Here is a 17,970-nt window from a genome sequence, read left to right on the forward strand (position 1 = left end):
CCTGGACCGGGGCCTCACTGCGGTGTGCACGGCCGCGGCCAGCTTTGACGCCGCCTGGACCGGGGCCTCACCGCGGTGTGCACGGCCGCGGCCAGCTTTGACGCCGCCTGGACCGGGGCCTCACCGCGGTGTGCACGGCCGCGGCCAGCCTTGACGCCGCCTGGACCGGGGCCTCAGACGGAGACCTTCGCCAGCATCGGGCGTACCAGGCCGGCGAACTCCTCCGGCCGCTCGATCTGCGGCATGTGGCCGGTACGCGCGAACAGGTGCCACCGGGCGTGCGGAAACGCCGTGCGCGCGGCGGCGAGATGGGCACTCGGCAGGATCAGGTCACGATCACCCCAGACGAGCAGCGTGGGTCTCACGTGCGCGGCGCACCGGGCGAGCAGGTCGGCACGCCAGGCCGCGGCGACGCCCCGCAACCCGCCGAGCTCCTTGGCGATCTCGAGGTAGACGGAGGCGAAGTCCGGCTGCCGGGCGATCCGGATGGCCATCTCGACGCGCTCCGGTGTGACGAGCGCACGGTCCGCGAAGATCATGCGTTCCATCCGGGGCGCGGTCAGCCTGTCGACGCGGCGCAGCATCCGCCGGCCGAGCCCGGGTACGGCGAGCAGGCGCAGCGCGACGGTCACCTCCTTGCCGAATCCGGCGCTGTTCACCAGGGTCACCGTGGACACCCGCTCGGGCGCCCCGGCCAGCATGGTCATGGACACCGCGCCGCCGAGCGAGTTGCCCATCAGGTGCACGGGACGGGTCTCGCCGAGTTCGTCGAGTGTCGCCCACACGCCGTCGGCGAGCACGCCGAGCGTCGTCGGCGACGGCATCCGTTGCGACAGGCCGAAGCCGGGCATGTCCATGCTGATCACCCGGTACTCGCCGTCGAGCAGCGGATGCTGCGCCGCCCAGTCCTCCAGGCTGCGGCCGATGCCGTGCAGCAGGACCACCGGCGGAGCGGCCGGATCCCCGCTCTCGTGACATCGGATCCGGGTTCCGCGTACGTCCAGATGTCTCACCGCTGGACCACCGATCTGGCCGGGCGCGGGCCGCGGGACACCGACGCGGTGGTCAGCGCGCGCACGATCCGCGCGTGACCGACCGGCAGGAGCCGGGCCAGGATGTCCGGCGCCTTGGCGCTGGTGGCGATCAACAGCCGGGCCTTTCGCTTCGCGACGGCCCGCAGGATCTGCTCCGCGGCCTTGCCGGGGGGATAGCTGAGCAGCGCGGCGAAGACTTCCCGGTTGGGTTCGACCTCCTCCTCCGGTACGCGTGAGCCCACCAGCGCCGACTCCGCGATCCGGGTGCGGATGCCCCCGGGGTGGACCGTCGTCACGCCGGTCCCGTTGTCGGCGAGTTCGGCGCGCAGTGACTCGCTGAATCCGCGCAGCGCGAACTTGCTGGCGCTGTAGGCGGTCTGCCCGGGCGGCGCGATCAGCCCGAACAGGCTGGACACGTTGACCAGGTGCCCGCCGGGCGCCGCCGTCAGCGCCGGGAGCAGTGCGTGGGTGAGCAGCATCGGCGCCCGGAAGTTGACGTTCATGACCTTCTCGAACTGTTCGACCGACACCTGGTCGAACCGTCCGCCGAGCGCGATCCCGGCGTTGTTGACGAGCAGGCCGATCGCCGGATGCCCGGTGAGCACCCGCGCGGCGGCCGCCTCGACCGCGGCCCGGTCGGCGAGGTCGGCGACGATCGTCTCCACCTGGAGGGCGGGGTGGGCGCCACGGATCCGGTCGGCGACCGGCGCGAGCCGTTGTTCGTCGACGTCGATCAGGACCAGGTGGCTGCCGCGGAAGGCCAGGCCGTAGGCGAGTTGTTCGCCGATGCCGCTGGCCGCGCCGGTGAGCACGGCGGTGCGCCCGGAGAACCGGTACTCGGGAAGTCGGGTCATGAAGCCACCTTCACGTCGGAGCGGACGGGTACGGGACGGCGGGTGAAACTCATGTCGCGGGTGACGTCGGCGCGCGGCGTGGCGAGCACGTCGCGCAGGTAGTTCTGCCGGACCAGCCACGGGTCGCGGTCGCCTTGGCGCGGGAACCTGTCGAGGGCCCGTTGCACGTACCCGGACGAGAGGTCGAGCAGCGGGCGGCCGGTGGTGGCCGGGGCGGTGGGCGTGGCGGTGGTGTAGCCGTGGCGTTCCATGTGGTCGAGCAGTTTCAGCAGGTAGCGGTGGGACAGGTCGGCGCGCAGCGTCCAGGACGCGTTGACGTAGCCGATGCAGTAGGCGAAGTTCGGGACACCGCTGAGCATCAGCCCGCGGTAGGCGGCCGTCTCGCCGACCTTCACCGGCGCGCCGTCGACGGCGAGTTCGATGCCGCCGATCGGCAGCAGGGACAGCCCGGTGGCGGAGACGACGACGTCGGCCTCGAGAACCGTTCCCGACCGGAGGCGGATGCCCTCCGGGACGAACGTGTCGATGTGGTCGGTCACCACCGAGGCGCGGCCGTCGGTGATCGACCGGTACAGGTCACCCGACGGGATCACGCACAGCCGCTGGTCCCACGGGTCGTAGCGCGGTTTGAAGTGCTCGTCCACGTACCCCGGGTTCTGCAGGAAGCGGATGGCGACGCGGCGCAACGCGCGGCGCACGAGCTTGGGCCGCCGTCTCGCGAGCTGGTAGAAGCCTTGCGTGAGCAGGATGTTCTTGGCCCGTGCCACCCGGTTGGCGGCCTTCGGTGGCAGCAGGCGACGGGCCAGGTCGGCGATCACGTCGCGGTCCGGCAGGGGAGTGACGTAGGTGGGGGAGCGCTGCAGCATCGTGACGTGCGCCGCGTCGGCGGCCATCGCCGGCACCAGCGTGACGGCGGTGGCGCCGCTGCCGATGACGACGACGTGTCTGCCCCGGTAGTCGAGGTCGTCCGGCCAGAACTGCGGGTGCACGACCCGCCCGGTGAAGTCGCCGAGTCCTGGGAAGTCCGGCTGGTAGCCCTGGTCGTAGCTGTAGTAGCCGGCGCAGCCGTAGAGGAAGCCGCAGGTCAGGATGCCGCCGTCGGCGGTGTGGACGGTCCATCGGGCGTCCGCGGTGGACCACTCGGCGCGTACCACGCGGGTGCCGAAACGGATGTGCCCGGTGATGCCCGCCTCGTCGGCGGTGTCCTGGATGTACTGCCGGATCTTGTCGCCGGACGCCAGTGACTCCGGTTCGCGCCACGGGCGGAACGGGTAGCTGAGCGTGTACATGTCCGAGTCGGAGCGGACGCCGGGGTAACGGAACAGGTCCCAGGTGCCGCCGATCGCGTCGCGTGCCTCGAGGATGGCGTACGTGTCGTGCGGGCGCTGCTTCCGCAGCCGCCAGGCGGCGCCGATCCCGGAGAGGCCGGCGCCGATGATCAGGACGTCGAAGTGCTGGTCAGTGGGCATCCTGCGGCTCCTTCGGCAGTGGGGTGAACCACGGTGGAGTGCCGGCGCCGGAGATCCGGACGCCGCCCCAGGGGTCCGGGTCGCTCAGCTTCACCGTGGTCTCCGGCGAACCGGGGACGATGATCGTCGCCGTTCGCAGGCCGCCGCTGACCCGTTCGCGCAACAGATCGTCCGGCCCGGTGCGCCCGGCCCAGCGGAACCGGCCCTCGACCGGGTCGAAGTGGGCCGACATGCGCACCTCGACCGCGACCGTGCGGTCGTCGTCGATGCGTAACGTGGCCGGCCCTCGGTACTCCTCCTCGTCGGTGCTCACTGGTCTCTGGCCCACCCTTCATGTGCGGCGAGTCCGCCGGGGAGGTCAGCGGCCCGGCGGATGCCGGCGATGCCACCCCAGAGGAAGGTCGTCAGGTAGTCGCCGAGTGCTTCCCGGCTGATCGGCTGCTGCTGGCGCAGCCACCAGTCGCCGACCGCCTGCACGTAGCCGACCACCCCGTACGCCCACGGCAGCGCGGCGCCTGAGTCGAGGCCGCGGGCCCGCAGCCGGTCGCCGAAGATCCGGGCCAGGCCGCTGGCCACGGTGTCCATCACATCGGCGACCACGTCGCGGTGCCGGGCGATGTCCGGCTGGTGCACGACGAACCGGTACAGGTTGAGGTCGGCCTCGATGTGCGCCAGGTAGACGTCGATGGCGGCGGCGACGATCGCGCGTTCCTCCCGGACCGCCGCCACGGCCGGGACGATCGCTTCGATGACCATCGCGCCGGCCTGCTGGCCGACGGCCAGCCACAGCTCCGACTTGTCGGCGAAGTAGCGGTAGAGGACCGGTTTGCTGACGCCGGCGTGGGCGGCGATGGCCTCCATGCCGATGTCGGGCCCGTGCATCCGGATCGCCTCGATGGCGGCGGCGGTCAGCTCCGCCCGGCGCTGTTCACGGTGACCGTCCCATCTGCCGCGGCGGCCGTCGCCCCGATTGGCGCCTGATGAGCCACCTGGGGGGCCGGGATTGACTGGCGGAGTGACCGAGTTCATAGTACTAGAAGTAACTGTTACCGCCGGTAACGTCAAGCTTTCGGAGGTACGGATGACCACCACTCCCACCGAGCGGGACCGCACCGCCACCCGTCTGCTCCGCTCCTCCGCCGAGCACTCCTACGACCCCGAGGTGGAAATCGACTGGGAAGCGCCGTTCGTCCCCGGCAAGTACTTCGTGCCCCCGCACCGCTCCAGCCTCTACGGCACCGCGCTGTGGGAGCGGATGACCGAGGATCAGCGCATCGAGCTCACCAAGCACGAGGTCGCCAGCATCGCGGGCCTCGGCGTCTGGTTCGAGACGATCCTCATGCAGTTGCTCATCCGGGAGTACTTCAAACAGGACCCGACCGCCCCGCACGCCCAGTACGCGCTCACCGAGATCGGCGACGAGTGCCGCCACTCGGTGATGTTCGGCCGCATGATCGCCCGCCTGGACGCCCCGCTCTACCAGCCGGCCGGCGTCAACCAGTGGCTCGGCAAATGGATCGCCCACACCGGCGTCGGCCCCCGCATGTACGCGGCCATCCTCATCGCCGAAGAGATCCTCGACACCCTGCAGCGCGAGGCGATGAACGACGAGAACGTGCAGCCGCTGGTCCGGATGGTCTCCCGCATCCACGTCGTCGAGGAGGCACGGCACGTCCGCTACGCCCGCGAGGAACTGGCCCGCCAGATCCGCGCCGCCGGCCGCGGCCGTCTCGCCTTCGACAAGCTGGTCATCGGCCGGGCCGCCTACCTGACCGGGACCCGGCTCGTCGACCCCCGCGTCTACCGGGCCGTCGGCATCGACCCGGAGGAGGGGCGCCGCGCCGCGCGTGCCAACCCGCACTTCCGCGAGACCATGCGATGGGCGGGCGAGCGGGTGGTCACCTTCCTGTCCGATCTCGATCTGATCGGCGGCCCGGGCACCGCTCTCTGGCGCGCGTCGGGGCTTCTCCCGCGTACGGCGAACGCGTGACCCCGAACCGGTCTGTCCCGACAGGTGTCGCCCAGGCCACGCCGCGGCCCAGCCGTCCCGTGCCGGGCGGGCCCTTACTGTGATGGCATGCGTGTCGCCGTGTTCAGTGCCAAGCCGTACGACATCCGGTTCCTGACCGGGGCGAACCAGGAGGCCGGCCACGAGCTGGTCTTCCTGGAGCCCCGGCTGTCACCGGAGACCTCAGCCCTCGCCGCCGGATGCGAGGCGGTGTGCGCGTTCGTCAACGACGACCTGGGCGCTCCCGTCCTGGAACGACTCGCCGCGGCCGGGGTCCAGTTGGTCGCGCTGCGCTCGGCCGGCTACAACCACGTCGACGTGACGGCGGCCCGCAAGTTCGGGCTGTCGGTCACCCGGGTGCCGGGCTACTCGCCGTACGCGGTGGCCGAACACTGCGCCGGCCTGGTCCTGGCCCTGAACCGCCGGATCCACCGCGCCTACAACCGGGTCCGCGAGCACAACTTCGCCCTGAACGGGCTGCTCGGCTTCGACCTGCACGGCCGGACCGTCGGCGTGATCGGCACCGGGAAGATCGGTGTCTGCTTCATCCGCATCATGGCCGGGTTCGGTTGCCGGGTGCTGGCCGCCGACCCGTACCCGAGCGACGAGGCGGTCGCGGCCGGCGCGGAGTACGTGCCGCTGGAGACGCTGCTCGCCGAGTCGGACGTGGTCACCCTGCACTGCCCGCTCACGCCCGAGACCCACCACCTGATCGACGACCGGCGCATCGCCCTGATGCGCGACGGCGTCATGCTGATCAACACGAGCCGGGGCGCTCTCGTCGACACGGCCGCCGTGTTGCGGGCCTTGCGGACGGGCCGGATCGGGCATCTCGGCCTGGACGTCTACGAGGAGGAGGCGGACCTGTTCTTCGAGGACCTCTCCGACGAGGTGCCCGGTGACGACCTGTTCAGCCGGCTGGTCACCTTCCCGAATGTGCTCATCACCGGACATCAGGCCTTCTTCACCGAGGAGGCGCTGCACAACATCGCGGCCAGCACGGTGGCGAGCCTGACCGCCTACGCCGTGGACGGCTCCACCGCCACGATCGCGCCGGAGGCCCTGGTCTGCTGACGGGGCCCGGTGAGTCGGGCCGACCGGCCCGCGTCGGCCCGCCCGGTCGATCAATACCGTTGATCACATGAACGAACGCGAGACCGCCGACGGCTGGCAGGAACTGTGGCTCGGCACGGCGACCACCCGTACCGGCCACACCACCGAACCGGCCGGCTGGGCGACGAGCCTGGACGGCTCGATCAGCGTCACCGTCGGGCCCGCCGGGCAGGTGCTGGGACTCAACCTGGACGACCGTGTCCGCGACCTGACCGGCCGGCAACTGGCCCGGGAGATCATGATGGTGATGCGCCGCGCTCACGCCCACCTCCCGGTGTGACGTCGGCCGCCCGCCCCGTGCCCTGAGGGTCACGGGGCGGTTCCCTGTCCGGGGGTCACCGCTGACGCGGGCCGCCGGAACGCGGCCGGGAGTGGCGGCGATGACGACGTCCCGCAGGACCCCGCAGCCCAGCGCTGTCGTCTCGGCGAGCACCGCGATGCCGGCCACGTCGAGCCCGCTGCGGATCGCCGTCAGCGCCCCGGAGACGGCGGAGGCGACCGGTGCCGCGATTGCCGGCCACGTCGAATGCGCTGTGGATCGCCGTCGGTGCCCCGGAGGCGGCGGAGGCGACCGGTGCCGCGATTGCCGGCCACGTCGAATGCGCTGTGGATCGCCGTCGGTGCCCCGGAGGCGGCGGAGGCGACCGGTCGGCCGGTTAGACGACGGCGACCGGTGACATGCCGGCAGCGCACGAGCGGCCGTGACACATGTCGCACCGGGCGCGGAACGGTTTCGGCCAGGTTGCCGGTGTACCACCGACGGCCGTACCGGTGGATGCTCCCGGTGGGCCGGGCGGATCCGGACGGTCGGACGGTGGGTTGATCTTTCACGGTGTGCGAGATTGTCGCGACGTTGCGCGCGGGAGTGCGCGTGACGACGGAGAACGCAGCGACGCCGGGGGAGAGAAACGATGGACGACGCTCTGGTCGCCTACGACGCCGGGCGGGCCGACGGCGCCGCCGGGTACCGGGACCCGCAGATCGCTGAGGATCCCGAGGTAGGCGCCGATTATCGGATCGGGCTGCTGGACGGGCGGATCGCGGCGTTCCATCTGATCGCGGAGGTGCGGAGGATCCTGGGGGTGGACGGGTCCCTCTTCGAGCGTCCGGACGATGTCACCGGCGCATGATCAACTGGTCACAACAGCTCCGGGCAACCAAGTGACCGGCCGTTATTCTCGCGGAAACATTTACTTGCCGGTCCCGAAACCAGGCCTTAGGACTCTTGCACGGACAGCGGCACAGGATGGGGACCGGATGATCGAGGGCGCACTGGCCGGCTTCACCGTGGCGGTGACCGCGGAACGACGCCGGAGTGAGATGGCCGCGTTGCTGGAGCGACGTGGGGCACGGGTGATCAGCGCACCCGCGATCACCATCATTCCACTGATCGACGACGAGGCGCTGCACGCGGCGACGGAGGCCTGCATCGGCCTGGAGCCACACCTGGTGGTGGCGACCACCGGCTTCGGATTCCGCGGCTGGCTGGAGGCGGCCGAGGGGTGGGGTCTCGCGGAGAGACTCCGCGGGGTGCTGTCGGAGGCCCGGATCCTCGCCCGGGGGCCGAAACCGTGCGGCGCGATCCGCGCGGCCGGCCTCATCGAGGAGTGGGCGGCGAAGACCGAAGCCTCCGAGGAGATCCTCGAACGCCTGCTCAGCGAAGGCGTGGCCGGCAAGCGGATCGTCGTGCAGGAGCACGGCGAGCCGCAGACCGAGTTCGTCAACTCGCTGCGCGCGGCCGGCGCGGCCGTCGTCGAGGTCCCGGTCTACCGGTGGGCGTTGCCGCCCGACACGGCCCCGGTGCGGCGGCTCGCCGAACAGGTCGCGGCCGGGCAGATCGACGCGGTGACGTTCACCAGCGCACCCGCGGTGAAGGCGTTCCTGCAGATCGCCGGGGAGGTCGGCGCCGACGTCGAGCAGGCCTTCGAGTGCCGCACCCTGGCCGCCTGCGTCGGCCCGGTCACGGCCGCGCCGCTGATCGAGCGCGGGGTCCCGGTGGTGATGCCGGAACGCTTCCGTCTGGGCGCACTGATCAAGACGGTCACCGACGAGCTGCCGCGGCGCGCGGTCCGTCTCCCGGTCGCCGGATCAACCCTCGAGGTACGCGGGCACGCCGTCCTCATCGACGGAGTTCCGCACGCCCTCGCCCCCGCCGCGATGGCGATCCTGTCCGCGCTGGCCCGCAAACCCGGCGCGGTGGTCTCGAAGGATCAGCTGGCGGCGGCGCTGCCCCGGGGCAACGACGGTCACGCGGTGGACGTGGCGGTGGCCCGCCTGCGCGCGGCGCTCGGCTCGGGCAAGCACATCGAGACAGTGATCAAGCGCGGCTACCGTCTCCGTCTCGACGAGGCGGCCTGAGCGGGACGTCCGTCAGATCAGAAGTCCGCACCAGTGATCCACTGAATCTCCGTCGCCGGCGACGAGGCCGGACCTGGAAGCGCCCGATGCCCATGCCGGGCCACCATCGACGACACCCACCCCGGTAAGGGCCGAAGCGCCGGCCGGCCGGGACGAGATCGCGAGCCTGATGCCGTGCCGGGCCGCTGGGGGAGACGCGTTCCACCGACCCGTGACCCGGGCCTCCGCCGTACCGCGACGAGGCCCTCGGCATGGGCAGAGCCTTGAGGAGTTGCCCGATGAGTGAGACCACCACCCTGATCGCCGTGGCCCACGGCACCCGCTCGCCCGCCGGGCGCCGGCAGATGCGGGAGCTTGCCGACGCGGTGGCACGCCGCCGGCCCGGTCTGGACGTTCGCCTCTGCTACGTCGACGTGCAGGAGCCGAAGGTCGCCGACATCGTCCCCACGTGCACGGACGCGGTCGTCGTCCCCCTGCTGCTGTCCACCGGCTACCACGTGCGCGTGGACATCGCCGGGGCCGTGGCGGGCACCCGCTTCCCGGTCGCGGCGCCACTCGGCCCGGATCCCGTACTCCTCGACAGCCTGCGGCGCCACCTGCCGCCCGCCGCCGACGCGATCGTGCTGGCGTCCGCCGGCTCGTCGGATCCGCTGTGGGTGGCCGGCATCCGCGAGACGGCCGCCCAGCTTCCCGGCCGCGTCGAACTCGGCTACACCTCGGGCGCCGGCCCGCGGGTTCCCGACGTCGTGGCACGCCTGCGTTCCGAGGGCGCCCGCACCGTCGCGATCGCCGCCTACCTGCTGGCGGACGGATTGTTCTACCGCACGCTGCACTCGGCCGGCGCGGACACGGTGACCCCGCCGCTGTGTGACGATCCCGCCGTCGCCGACCTGGTGCTGCGGCGGTTCGACGCCGCCCGCCTCGTCACGGTCGGTTAGCCGTCAGCCCACGGGAAAGGGCCGGCCGCGATCTCCCGCGGCCGGCCCTTTTCCGGTGAGCGGTCGGCGGGCATTTCGGGGCGGTCGGGACCGGCCGAAGGTCCCGGCCCCGTGTGACCGGACACCCTGAATATCGGGCCCAACGATGCAGGAGCATCGACACGGCGGGGGACAGCGTGCAATGCCGCGCTGCTGGAGCCCGGTGCCCGAGAACCACCCCGGGCGGCTGACCGTGACGCCCCGAGGGCCGTGCGGGGCGAGCCGCGACGCATGATCAAGGGAGTCCAGCTGTGAGTAGGCAGCGACTGGTCGTCATCGGCAACGGCATGGCGGGCGCTCGTACGGTCGAGGAGATCCTGGACCGTGGCGGTGACTTCGCCATCACGATGTTCGGTGACGAGCCGTACGGCAACTACAACCGGATCATGCTGTCGAACCTGCTCGCCGGGGTGGAAGACGAGGCCGGGATCTTCCTGAACGATCTGGCCTGGTACGCCGACAACGACATCACTCTCCACGCGGGCGCCCGCGTCGAGCGGATCGACCGGCGGTCGCGCACCGTGATCGCGGCCGACGGGACGGTCACCCCCTACGACAAGCTGATCATCGCGACCGGCTCCAGCGCCTGGGTTCCCCCGATCAGCAACATCAGCGGTCCGGAGAACGGCTTCCGCGAGGGCGTCTTCGCGTTCCGTACGCTCGACGACACCCGCGGCATGATCCGGTACGCCCGCGACCACGAGCGCGCGGTCGTGATCGGCGGCGGCCTGCTCGGCCTGGAGGCGGCCCGCGGCCTGCAGAACCACCTCGGCGACGTGACCCTGGTGCACGCCCTGGGCCACCTGATGAACATGCAGCTCGACGAGCGGGCCGGCACCATGCTCAAGGACAGCGTCGAGGGCCGGCTCGGGATCCGGGTGCTCGTCGACGCGATGACCACCGAGATCCTCGGCGAGGACCGTGTCGAGGGCGTCCGGCTGGCCGACGGCACGGTCCTCGAATGCGGCCTGGTGGTCCTGGCGGCCGGGATCCAGCCCAACGCCGGGATCGCCCGGGACTGCGGCCTGCCCGTCGACCGGGGCATCGTGGTCGACGACCGGATGCTGGTGAGCGGTGAGGACGACATCTACGCGGTCGGCGAGTGCGCGGAGCACCGCGGCGAGCTGTACGGCCTGGTGGCACCCCTGTGGGAGCAGGCGAAGGTGCTGGCCGACCACATCACCGGCCGTGACCCGCGGGCCGCCTACACCGGCTCGAAGGTCTCCACGAAGCTGAAGGTCGCCGGTGTCGACGTCGCCTCGATGGGCCTGAGCGCCCCGGAGTCGGACGACGACGAGGTGATCGTCTACACCGATCCGAAGCGCGGCGTGCACAAGCAGCTGATCGTCCGGGACGGCGTCCTGGTCGGCGCGACCCTGGTCGGCGACAACAGCCGGGCCGCCGAGCTGATCCGCGTGTTCGACCGGGGCGAGGCGCTGCCCGAGGACCGCTCCGCGCTGATCTTCAACATCGGCGCCTCCACCGGCGAGACCCCGGTGGCCGAACTGCCGGACGACACGCAGGTCTGCAACTGCAACGGTGTCACCAAGGCCGACATCTGTGCCGTGGTGCACGACGGCTGCAAGACGGTCTCCGGCGTGATGGAGAAGACCCGGGCCGGCAAGGGTTGTGGCACGTGCAAGCCGCTGGTGCAGCGGATCGTCGAGTGGGCGGCCGGTGGTGAGGCCGAGGAGGACCCGGCCGCGTCCTGGTACGTGCCGGGCGTGCCGATGCCGAAGGCGGAGCTGATGGCCGCGATCCGCAAGTACGGGCTGCGGAGCGTGTCGTCGGTGTTCGACAAGCTGGTGCCCGGCGGGGAGCACGACGCCAAGAGCAAGATGGGCCTGGCCTCGCTGCTGAAGATGATGTGGGCCGATCAGTACGTCGACGAGCGCGACGCCCGGTTCATCAACGACCGGGTGCACGGCAACATCCAGAAGGACGGCACGTTCTCGGTGATCCCGCAGATCAAGGGCGGTGTCACCACCCCCGCCGAGCTCAAGCGGATCGCCGAGGTGGCCGAGAAGTACCAGGTGCCGATGGTGAAGCTGACCGGCGGCCAGCGTATCGGTCTGCTCGGCATCCCGAAGGAGCAGCTCCCGGCGATCTGGGCGGACCTGGACATGCCGTCCGGGTACGCCTACGCCAAGAGCTTCCGCACGGTGAAGACCTGTGTCGGCTCCGAGTTCTGCCGGTTCGGTCTGGGCGACTCGACCGGGCTCGGTGTCGCCGTCGAGGAGCGCTACCAGGGTCTGGAGACGCCGGGCAAGCTCAAGCTGGCGGTCACCGGCTGCCCGCGCAACTGCGCCGAGGCGTACTGCAAGGACGTCGGTGTGGTGGCGATCGGCGCCGGCAAGTGGGAGATCTACGTCGGCGGCGCGGCCGGCGCCCACATCCGCAAGGGCGATCTGCTGGCCACCGCGGAGTCGGCAGAGGAGGTGCTCCGCCTGACCGGCCGGTTCCTGCAGTACTACCGGGAGAACGCCAACTGGCTGGAGCGCACGTACGCCTGGGTGCCGCGGGTCGGCATCGAGAAGATCCGCGCGGTGGTCGTCGACGACGCCGAGGGCATCGCGGAGGCTCTGGACGCCGCGATGGAAGCGTCCGTGCAGGCCTACCAGGACCCCTGGAAGGAGCGGGCCGAACCCGCCACGCCCGGCCAGTTCCGCACCTCGCTTCCCCTGACCGCGCTGCCGCGGGTCCCGGTCAGGTCATGACCGCACCCACCCAGACGGCATCCACCGACGACACCACCCGGAAGGCACCTGCCATGACCATCGCGCCCATCGAGCGGACCGTCCTCGGCCCGGTCGACGAGATCCCGTTCGGCGAAGGACGCACCTACGCCGTCGGCGACCGGATGATCGCGGTCTTCCGGCTCCGGGACGGCGCCCTGCGCGCGGTGTCGGCGGTCTGCCCCCACAAGGGCGGCCCGCTGGCCGACGGCCAGATCGACAACGAGATCGTGCTCTGCCCCCTGCACCAGAACGCGTTCGATCTCGCGACCGGCTGCTCCAGATCCGGCCTGCCGTCGCTCGACTCCTACCGGGTCTGGGCCGAGGACGGCCAGGTCGTGCTGGGCGGCTGACCGGCGCCCCTGCCGGCGCGGATCGCGGTCCGCGCCGGCGGGGGCGCCGGCCTTACAACGGTCGGTAGCCGTTTGTAGTCACAAGCGTTGCGAGACGGTTGTAGGGAATCCTGAACAACAGCGTCACCGTCAGGCGTCGTAGCGGGTAACGGCGGGCCGCGAACATCTTCGGTGTGACGGCGACCCAGACGCATTGCCCGTACTGCGCTTTGCAGTGCGGGATGACGCTGACACCCGAGATCCCCCGGGTGCGGCTCGAACCGGCCGCGTTCCCGGTCAACCGGGGCGGCCTGTGCGCCAAGGGCTTCACCGCGGCGGACCTGCTGGACCACCCGGACCGGCTGCTGACGCCGCTGGTCCGCAAGGAGCCCGGCAACCGGGAGTCCCCCCTGCGGGAGGCGACCTGGGAAGAGGCGTACGAGCGGATCGTGACCGCGATCCGCGGCAGCCAGGAACGGTTCGGACCGGACAGCGTCGGATGTTTCGGCGGCGGCGGGCTGACCAACGAGAAGGCGTACGCCCTCGGCAAGTTCGCCCGGGTGGCGCTGCGGTCGTCGGCGATCGACTACAACGGCCGGTTCTGCATGTCGAGCGCGGCGACGGCCGCCAACCGGTCCCTCGGAATCGACCGCGGCCTGCCGTTCCCGCTCGCCGACGTGGCCGAGGCCAGGACGGTGATGCTGGTCGGCGCGAACCCGGCCGACGCGATGCCGCCGTCCATGCAGTACCTCGACGCGGGCCGGGCCAACGGCGCCAAGCACATCGTCGTCGACCCGCGCCGCACCAACACGGCCAACGGCGCCCACATGCACCTGGCCCCGCTGCCCGGCACCGACCTGGCGCTGGCGAACGGGATGCTGCACATCGCGATCCGCGAGGGCTGGATCGACGAGGAGTACATCGCCGGCCGGACCGAGGGGTTCGCGGCCGTCCGGGCGGCGACGAACGCCTACTGGCCCGAGCGGGTCGAGCGGATGACCGGCGTCCCCGAGGCGTCGCTGCGCGAGGCGGTGCGGCTGCTCGCCACCGAGGGCCCCAGCATGATCCTCACCGCGCGCGGCGCCGAACAGCACAGCAACGGCACGGACACCGCGCAGGCGTGGCTCAACCTGGCGCTCGCGCTGGGCCTGGTCGGGCGGCCGTTCTCCGGCTACGGCACGATCACCGGCCAGGGCAACGGGCAGGGCGGCCGCGAGCACGGGCAGAAGGCCGACCAGCTGCCCGGATACCGCCGGCTCGACGACCCGGCGGCGCGCGCCCACGTGGCCGCGGTCTGGGGCATCGATCCCGCTGAGCTGCCACAGCCGGGCCGTTCCGCGTACGAGATGATCGACGCTCTCGGCACTGACGACGGCGTCCGGGTGCTCTGGATCCTGGCGAGCAACATCGCCGTCTCCGCCCCGCACACCTCGCACGTCGTACAGAAGCTCAAGGATCTTGATTTTCTGGTCGTCTCGGACATCTTCCCGTCGGAGACCGCGCAGCTCGCCGACGTGATCCTCCCGACCGCCCAGTGGGCGGAGGAGGAGGGCACCATGACCAATCTCGAGGGCCGGGTCATCCGGCGCAAGATGGCGCTGCCCCCGCCGCCGATGGTCAAGAGCGACCTGACGGTGCTGACCGAGCTGGCCGGCCTGCTGGGCCGCGGCGAGTTCTTCACCGACGAGCCGGAGGCGGTGTTCGAGGAGCTGCGCCGGGCCAGCGCCGGCGGGATCGCCGACTACGCCGGCATCAGCTACCAGCGCATCGAGGCCGAGCAGGGCGTCTTCTGGCCGTGCCCGGACTCCGGGCACCCGGGCACGCCCCGGCTGTTCGCCGAGAGCTTCCCGACGGCCTCCGGCCGGGCCAGGTTCGTGCGGGTCGATCACCGCGATCCTGCCGAGCTCCCCGACGACCTTTTCCCGTACGTGCTGACGACCGGCCGCAACATGCAGCAGTACCAGAGCGGCACCCAGACCCGGCGGGTGCGGGCGCTCAACGTGGCGCTGCCCGAACCGCGCGCCGAGATCCACCCCGACCTGGCCCGCCGGCACGGCATCGCCGACGGCGACATGGTGGAACTGCGCAGCCGCAGGGGCGCCGCGACGTTGCGCGCCCGGCTCAGCGACGGCATCCGCCCGGACACGGTGTTCGCGCCGTTCCACTGGCCCGGAGCCAACACATTGACCAACCCGGCACTGGATCCCCATTCCAAGATGCCCGCTTTCAAGGTGTGCGCGGTCGCTCTGTCGCGTGTGCCGGAAGGGATCGCAGTGTCCGCTGTCAGCCCCGACGAAATGGTGGAGATCTGATGACCCAGCGACTAGTCGTCATCGGCAACGGTATGGCGGGCGCCCGCACGGTCGAGGAGATCCTCGCCCGCAACGGCGACTTCACCATCACGATGTTCGGCGACGAGCCGTACGGCAACTACAACCGGATCATGCTCTCCAACCTGCTCGCCGGGGTGGAGGACGAGGCCGGGATCTACCTCAACGACCTGGGCTGGTACGCCGACAACGGCATCACCCTCAACGCCGGCGTCAAGATCGAGAGGATCGACCGGGCCGCCAAGACGGTGATCGCGGCCGACGGGACCTCGACGCCGTACGACAAGCTGATCATCGCGACCGGCTCCAGCTCGTGGACACCGCCGATCAAGGGCATCCACAACCCGAAACGCGGCTTCCACCAGGGCGTCTTCGCGTTCCGTACGCTCGACGACACCCGCGGCATGATCCGCTACGCCCGCGACCACGAGCGCGCCGTCGTGATCGGCGGTGGCCTGCTCGGCCTGGAGGCGGCCCGCGGCCTGCAGACCCACCTCAGCGACGTGACGCTGCTGCACGCCATGGGCCACCTGATGGAGCGCCAGCTCGACGAGAAGGCCGGCCACATGCTGCAGGCCAGCGTCGAGAACAAACTCGGCATCAAGGTCGTCACCAACGCGATGACCACCGAGATCCTCGGCAAGGACCGGGTCACCGGGGTCAAGCTGGCCGACGGCACGCAGATCCCCTGCGACGTCGTGGTGATCGCCGCCGGCATCCGGCCGAACACCCGGATGGTGGCCGACAGCGGCCTGCCCGTCGAACGCGGCATCGTGGTCGACGACCAGATGCGGGTGCGCGGCGAGCGGGACATCTACTCGGTCGGCGAGTGCGCCCAGCACCGCGGCAACCTCTACGGCCTGGTCGCGCCGCTGTGGGACCAGGCGAAGGTGCTCGCCGACCACATCACCGGCCGGGACACCGAGGCCGCCTACACCGGCTCGAAGCTCTCCACCAAGCTCAAGGTCGCCGGCATCGACGTCGCCTCGATGGGCCTGATCGCCCCGGAGTCGGACGACGACGAGGTGATCATCTACAACGAGCCGAAGAAGGGCGTCTACAAGCAGCTCATCATCCGCGACGGGGTGCTGGCCGGCGCGATCCTGGTCGGCGACAACAGCAAGGCCGCCAGCCTGATCCAGTCGTTCGACCGGGCGCAGGCCCTGCCGGAGGAGCGGGCCGAGCTGCTGTTCGACATCGGCGGCCCGGCCGGCGAGGTGTCGCCGGAGGACATGCCGGACGACGCGCAGGTCTGCAACTGCAACGGCGTCAGCAAGGGCGCCATCTGCGGCGTCGTCAACGCCGGCTGCAAGACGGTCTCCGGCGTGATGGACAAGACCCGCGCCGGCAAGGGTTGTGGCACGTGCAAGCCGCTGGTGCAGCGGATCGTCGAGTGGGCCGCCGGTGGTGAGGCCGAGGAGGATCCGGCCGCGTCCTGGTACGTGCCGGGCGTGCCGATGCCGAAGCCGGAGCTGATGGCCGCGATCCGCAAGTACGAGCTGAAGAGCGTCTCCGCGGTCTTCGACAAGCTGGTCCCGGGCGGCGAGCACGACGCCAAGAGCAAGATGGGCCTGGCCTCGCTGCTCAAGATGATGTGGGCCGATCAGTACGTCGACGAGCGCGACGCCCGGTTCATCAACGACCGGGTGCACGGCAACATCCAGAAGGACGGCACCTTCTCGGTGGTCCCGCAGATGAAGGGCGGCGTCACCACCCCGGCCGAACTCAAGCGGATCGCCGAGGTCGCCGAGAAGTACCAGGTGCCGATGGTGAAGCTCACCGGCGGCCAGCGCATCGACCTGCTCGGCATCCCGAAGGAGCAGCTCCCGGCGATCTGGGCGGACCTCGACATCCCCTCCGGGTACGCCTACGCCAAGAGCTTCCGGACCGTGAAGACCTGTGTCGGCTCCGACTTCTGCCGCTTCGGCGTCGGCGACTCCACCGCGCTGGGCATCGCGATCGAGGAGCGGTTCCAGGGTCTCGAGGGCCCCGGCAAGATGAAACTCGCGGTCACCGGCTGCCCGCGCAACTGTGCCGAGGCGTACGTCAAGGATCTGGGTGTCGTCGCGATCGACGGCGGTAAGTGGGAGATCTACGTCGGCGGTGCGGCCGGCGCCCACATCCGCAAGGGCGACCTGCTCGCCACGGTCGACTCGCCGGAAGCGGTCATCCGCCTGACCGGCCGGTTCCTGCAGTACTACCGCGAGAACGCCAACTGGCTGGAGCGCACCTACGCCTGGGTGCCGCGGGTCGGCATCGAGAAGATCCGCGCCGTGGTCGTCGACGACGCCGAAGGCATCGCCTCTCAGCTGGACGACGCGATCGAAGAGGCCGTGCAGGCCTACAAGGACCCCTGGAAGGAGCGGGCCGTCCCGGCCACGCCCGGCCAGTTCCGTACCTCTCTTCCCCTGACCGTTCTCCCTCAGGTTCCGGTGCGCTCATGACCATCGCCCCCATCGCCAAGACCATCCTCGGCCCGCTCGACGAGATCCCGTTCGGCGAAGGACGCACCTACGCCGTCGGGGCCGACATGATCGCAGTTTTCCGCCTCCGCGACGGCTCCCTTCGCGCGGTGTCGGCGGTCTGCCCCCACAAGGGCGGCCCGCTCGCGGATGGACAGATCGACAACAAGGTCGTCGTCTGCCCGTTGCACCTGTACGCATGGGACCTCTCCACCGGGTGTTCCCAGTCCGGCCAGCCCCCGATCAGCGTCTACCCCGTCCGGGTCGATGACGGTCACATCATTTTGGGAGACTGAAC

General features: G+C 70.9%; 16 protein-coding genes and 1 pseudogene. 11 read left to right on the forward strand and 6 right to left on the reverse strand.

Annotation, left to right across the window (positions count from 1 at the left end; translation table 11 throughout):
• Positions 1-173: 173 nt before the first annotated feature.
• Genes AB0I88_RS25325 through AB0I88_RS25345 form a run of 5 tightly spaced genes read right to left on the reverse strand, consistent with a single transcriptional unit; the run spans position 174 to position 4,386 of the window.
• Positions 174-1,013 (reverse strand): alpha/beta fold hydrolase, encoded by an 840-nt coding sequence (locus AB0I88_RS25325; RefSeq protein ID WP_361029270.1) that lies wholly within the window; start codon positions 1,011-1,013, stop codon positions 174-176.
• A complete protein-coding gene (locus AB0I88_RS25330; RefSeq protein ID WP_361029273.1) occupies positions 1,010-1,888 on the reverse strand; it encodes an SDR family NAD(P)-dependent oxidoreductase in 879 nt (292 codons plus the stop codon). Before AB0I88_RS25330 ends, AB0I88_RS25325 begins: the two co-directional genes overlap by 4 nt.
• Complete coding sequence (locus tag AB0I88_RS25335; RefSeq protein ID WP_361029276.1) at positions 1,885-3,357, reverse strand: NAD(P)/FAD-dependent oxidoreductase; 1,473 nt, start codon at positions 3,355-3,357, stop codon at positions 1,885-1,887. The genes AB0I88_RS25330 and AB0I88_RS25335 overlap by 4 nt, the downstream gene beginning before the upstream one ends.
• Complete coding sequence (locus tag AB0I88_RS25340) at positions 3,347-3,670, reverse strand: DUF4873 domain-containing protein (protein WP_361029279.1); 324 nt, start codon at positions 3,668-3,670, stop codon at positions 3,347-3,349. Before AB0I88_RS25340 ends, AB0I88_RS25335 begins: the two co-directional genes overlap by 11 nt.
• Positions 3,667-4,386 carry a TetR/AcrR family transcriptional regulator gene (locus AB0I88_RS25345; protein WP_361029282.1) on the reverse strand — a complete coding sequence of 240 codons (720 nt, stop codon included), beginning with the start codon at positions 4,384-4,386 and terminating at the stop codon, positions 3,667-3,669. The genes AB0I88_RS25340 and AB0I88_RS25345 overlap by 4 nt, the downstream gene beginning before the upstream one ends.
• A 52-nt stretch (positions 4,387-4,438) precedes the next feature.
• Between AB0I88_RS25345 and AB0I88_RS25350 the strand changes: the two genes are divergently transcribed.
• From AB0I88_RS25350 to AB0I88_RS25360, 3 genes are all read left to right on the forward strand, one after another.
• Entirely contained in the window at positions 4,439-5,347 is a 909-nt protein-coding gene (locus tag AB0I88_RS25350) for a diiron oxygenase (protein WP_361029285.1), read from the forward strand.
• Positions 5,348-5,434: 87 nt separating this feature from the next.
• On the forward strand, positions 5,435-6,439 hold the full coding sequence (locus tag AB0I88_RS25355; protein WP_361029288.1) for a 2-hydroxyacid dehydrogenase: 1,005 nt from the start codon (positions 5,435-5,437) through the stop codon (positions 6,437-6,439).
• Positions 6,440-6,506: 67 nt separating this feature from the next.
• Entirely contained in the window at positions 6,507-6,758 is a 252-nt protein-coding gene (locus AB0I88_RS25360; protein ID WP_361029291.1) for a hypothetical protein, read from the forward strand.
• 99 nt (positions 6,759-6,857) lie between these two features.
• On the opposite strand, the pseudogene AB0I88_RS25365 reads toward AB0I88_RS25360, so the two are convergent.
• Positions 6,858-7,235, reverse strand: a pseudogene (locus AB0I88_RS25365) (TRIC cation channel family protein); the annotation flags it as partial.
• Between the two features lie 154 nt (positions 7,236-7,389).
• Here AB0I88_RS25365 and AB0I88_RS25370 point away from each other — a divergent pair.
• The 8 genes from AB0I88_RS25370 (at position 7,390) to AB0I88_RS25405 (ending at position 17,968) form a co-directional block, all read left to right on the forward strand.
• The gene (locus AB0I88_RS25370; RefSeq protein WP_361029294.1) at positions 7,390-7,608 is read left to right on the forward strand and encodes a hypothetical protein; all 219 of its coding nucleotides are present in this window, start codon (positions 7,390-7,392) and stop codon (positions 7,606-7,608) included.
• 127 nt (positions 7,609-7,735) lie between these two features.
• Positions 7,736-8,836, forward strand: a complete 1,101-nt coding sequence (locus tag AB0I88_RS25375; RefSeq protein WP_361029297.1) for a uroporphyrinogen-III synthase — start codon at positions 7,736-7,738, stop codon at positions 8,834-8,836.
• A 278-nt stretch (positions 8,837-9,114) separates the two neighbouring features.
• On the forward strand, positions 9,115-9,774 hold the full coding sequence (locus AB0I88_RS25380) for a sirohydrochlorin chelatase (protein WP_361029299.1): 660 nt from the start codon (positions 9,115-9,117) through the stop codon (positions 9,772-9,774).
• Positions 9,775-10,064: 290 nt separating this feature from the next.
• A complete protein-coding gene (gene nirB, locus AB0I88_RS25385) occupies positions 10,065-12,530 on the forward strand; it encodes a nitrite reductase large subunit NirB (protein WP_361029302.1) in 2,466 nt (821 codons plus the stop codon).
• A complete protein-coding gene (locus AB0I88_RS25390) occupies positions 12,527-12,901 on the forward strand; it encodes a Rieske (2Fe-2S) protein (protein WP_361029305.1) in 375 nt (124 codons plus the stop codon). The genes nirB (AB0I88_RS25385) and AB0I88_RS25390 overlap by 4 nt, the downstream gene beginning before the upstream one ends.
• A gap of 173 nt (positions 12,902-13,074) precedes the next feature.
• On the forward strand, positions 13,075-15,192 hold the full coding sequence (locus AB0I88_RS25395) for a molybdopterin oxidoreductase family protein (protein WP_361029308.1): 2,118 nt from the start codon (positions 13,075-13,077) through the stop codon (positions 15,190-15,192).
• On the forward strand, positions 15,192-17,654 hold the full coding sequence (gene nirB / locus AB0I88_RS25400) for a nitrite reductase large subunit NirB (protein WP_361029311.1): 2,463 nt from the start codon (positions 15,192-15,194) through the stop codon (positions 17,652-17,654). Before AB0I88_RS25395 ends, nirB (AB0I88_RS25400) begins: the two co-directional genes overlap by 1 nt.
• Positions 17,651-17,968 carry a Rieske 2Fe-2S domain-containing protein gene (locus AB0I88_RS25405; protein ID WP_361029314.1) on the forward strand — a complete coding sequence of 106 codons (318 nt, stop codon included), beginning with the start codon at positions 17,651-17,653 and terminating at the stop codon, positions 17,966-17,968. Before nirB (AB0I88_RS25400) ends, AB0I88_RS25405 begins: the two co-directional genes overlap by 4 nt.
• Positions 17,969-17,970: the final 2 nt, after the last annotated feature.

The organism is Actinoplanes sp. NPDC049802, assembly GCF_040656595.1.
Lineage (GTDB): Bacteria > Actinomycetota > Actinomycetes > Mycobacteriales > Micromonosporaceae > Actinoplanes.

Coding starts and splice junctions, on each gene's coding strand:
- AB0I88_RS25330 (WP_361029273.1), bottom strand. CDS start 1,888: ATGACCCGACTTCCCGAGTACCGGTTCTCCGGGCGCACCGCCGTGCTC.
- AB0I88_RS25335 (WP_361029276.1), bottom strand. CDS start 3,357: ATGCCCACTGACCAGCACTTCGACGTCCTGATCATCGGCGCCGGCCTC.
- AB0I88_RS25345 (WP_361029282.1), bottom strand. CDS start 4,386: ATGAACTCGGTCACTCCGCCAGTCAATCCCGGCCCCCCAGGTGGCTCA.
- AB0I88_RS25350 (WP_361029285.1), top strand. CDS start 4,439: ATGACCACCACTCCCACCGAGCGGGACCGCACCGCCACCCGTCTGCTC.
- AB0I88_RS25355 (WP_361029288.1), top strand. CDS start 5,435: ATGCGTGTCGCCGTGTTCAGTGCCAAGCCGTACGACATCCGGTTCCTG.
- AB0I88_RS25360 (WP_361029291.1), top strand. CDS start 6,507: ATGAACGAACGCGAGACCGCCGACGGCTGGCAGGAACTGTGGCTCGGC.
- AB0I88_RS25370 (WP_361029294.1), top strand. CDS start 7,390: ATGGACGACGCTCTGGTCGCCTACGACGCCGGGCGGGCCGACGGCGCC.
- AB0I88_RS25375 (WP_361029297.1), top strand. CDS start 7,736: ATGATCGAGGGCGCACTGGCCGGCTTCACCGTGGCGGTGACCGCGGAA.
- AB0I88_RS25380 (WP_361029299.1), top strand. CDS start 9,115: ATGAGTGAGACCACCACCCTGATCGCCGTGGCCCACGGCACCCGCTCG.
- AB0I88_RS25390 (WP_361029305.1), top strand. CDS start 12,527: ATGACCGCACCCACCCAGACGGCATCCACCGACGACACCACCCGGAAG.
- nirB (WP_361029311.1), top strand. CDS start 15,192: ATGACCCAGCGACTAGTCGTCATCGGCAACGGTATGGCGGGCGCCCGC.
- AB0I88_RS25405 (WP_361029314.1), top strand. CDS start 17,651: ATGACCATCGCCCCCATCGCCAAGACCATCCTCGGCCCGCTCGACGAG.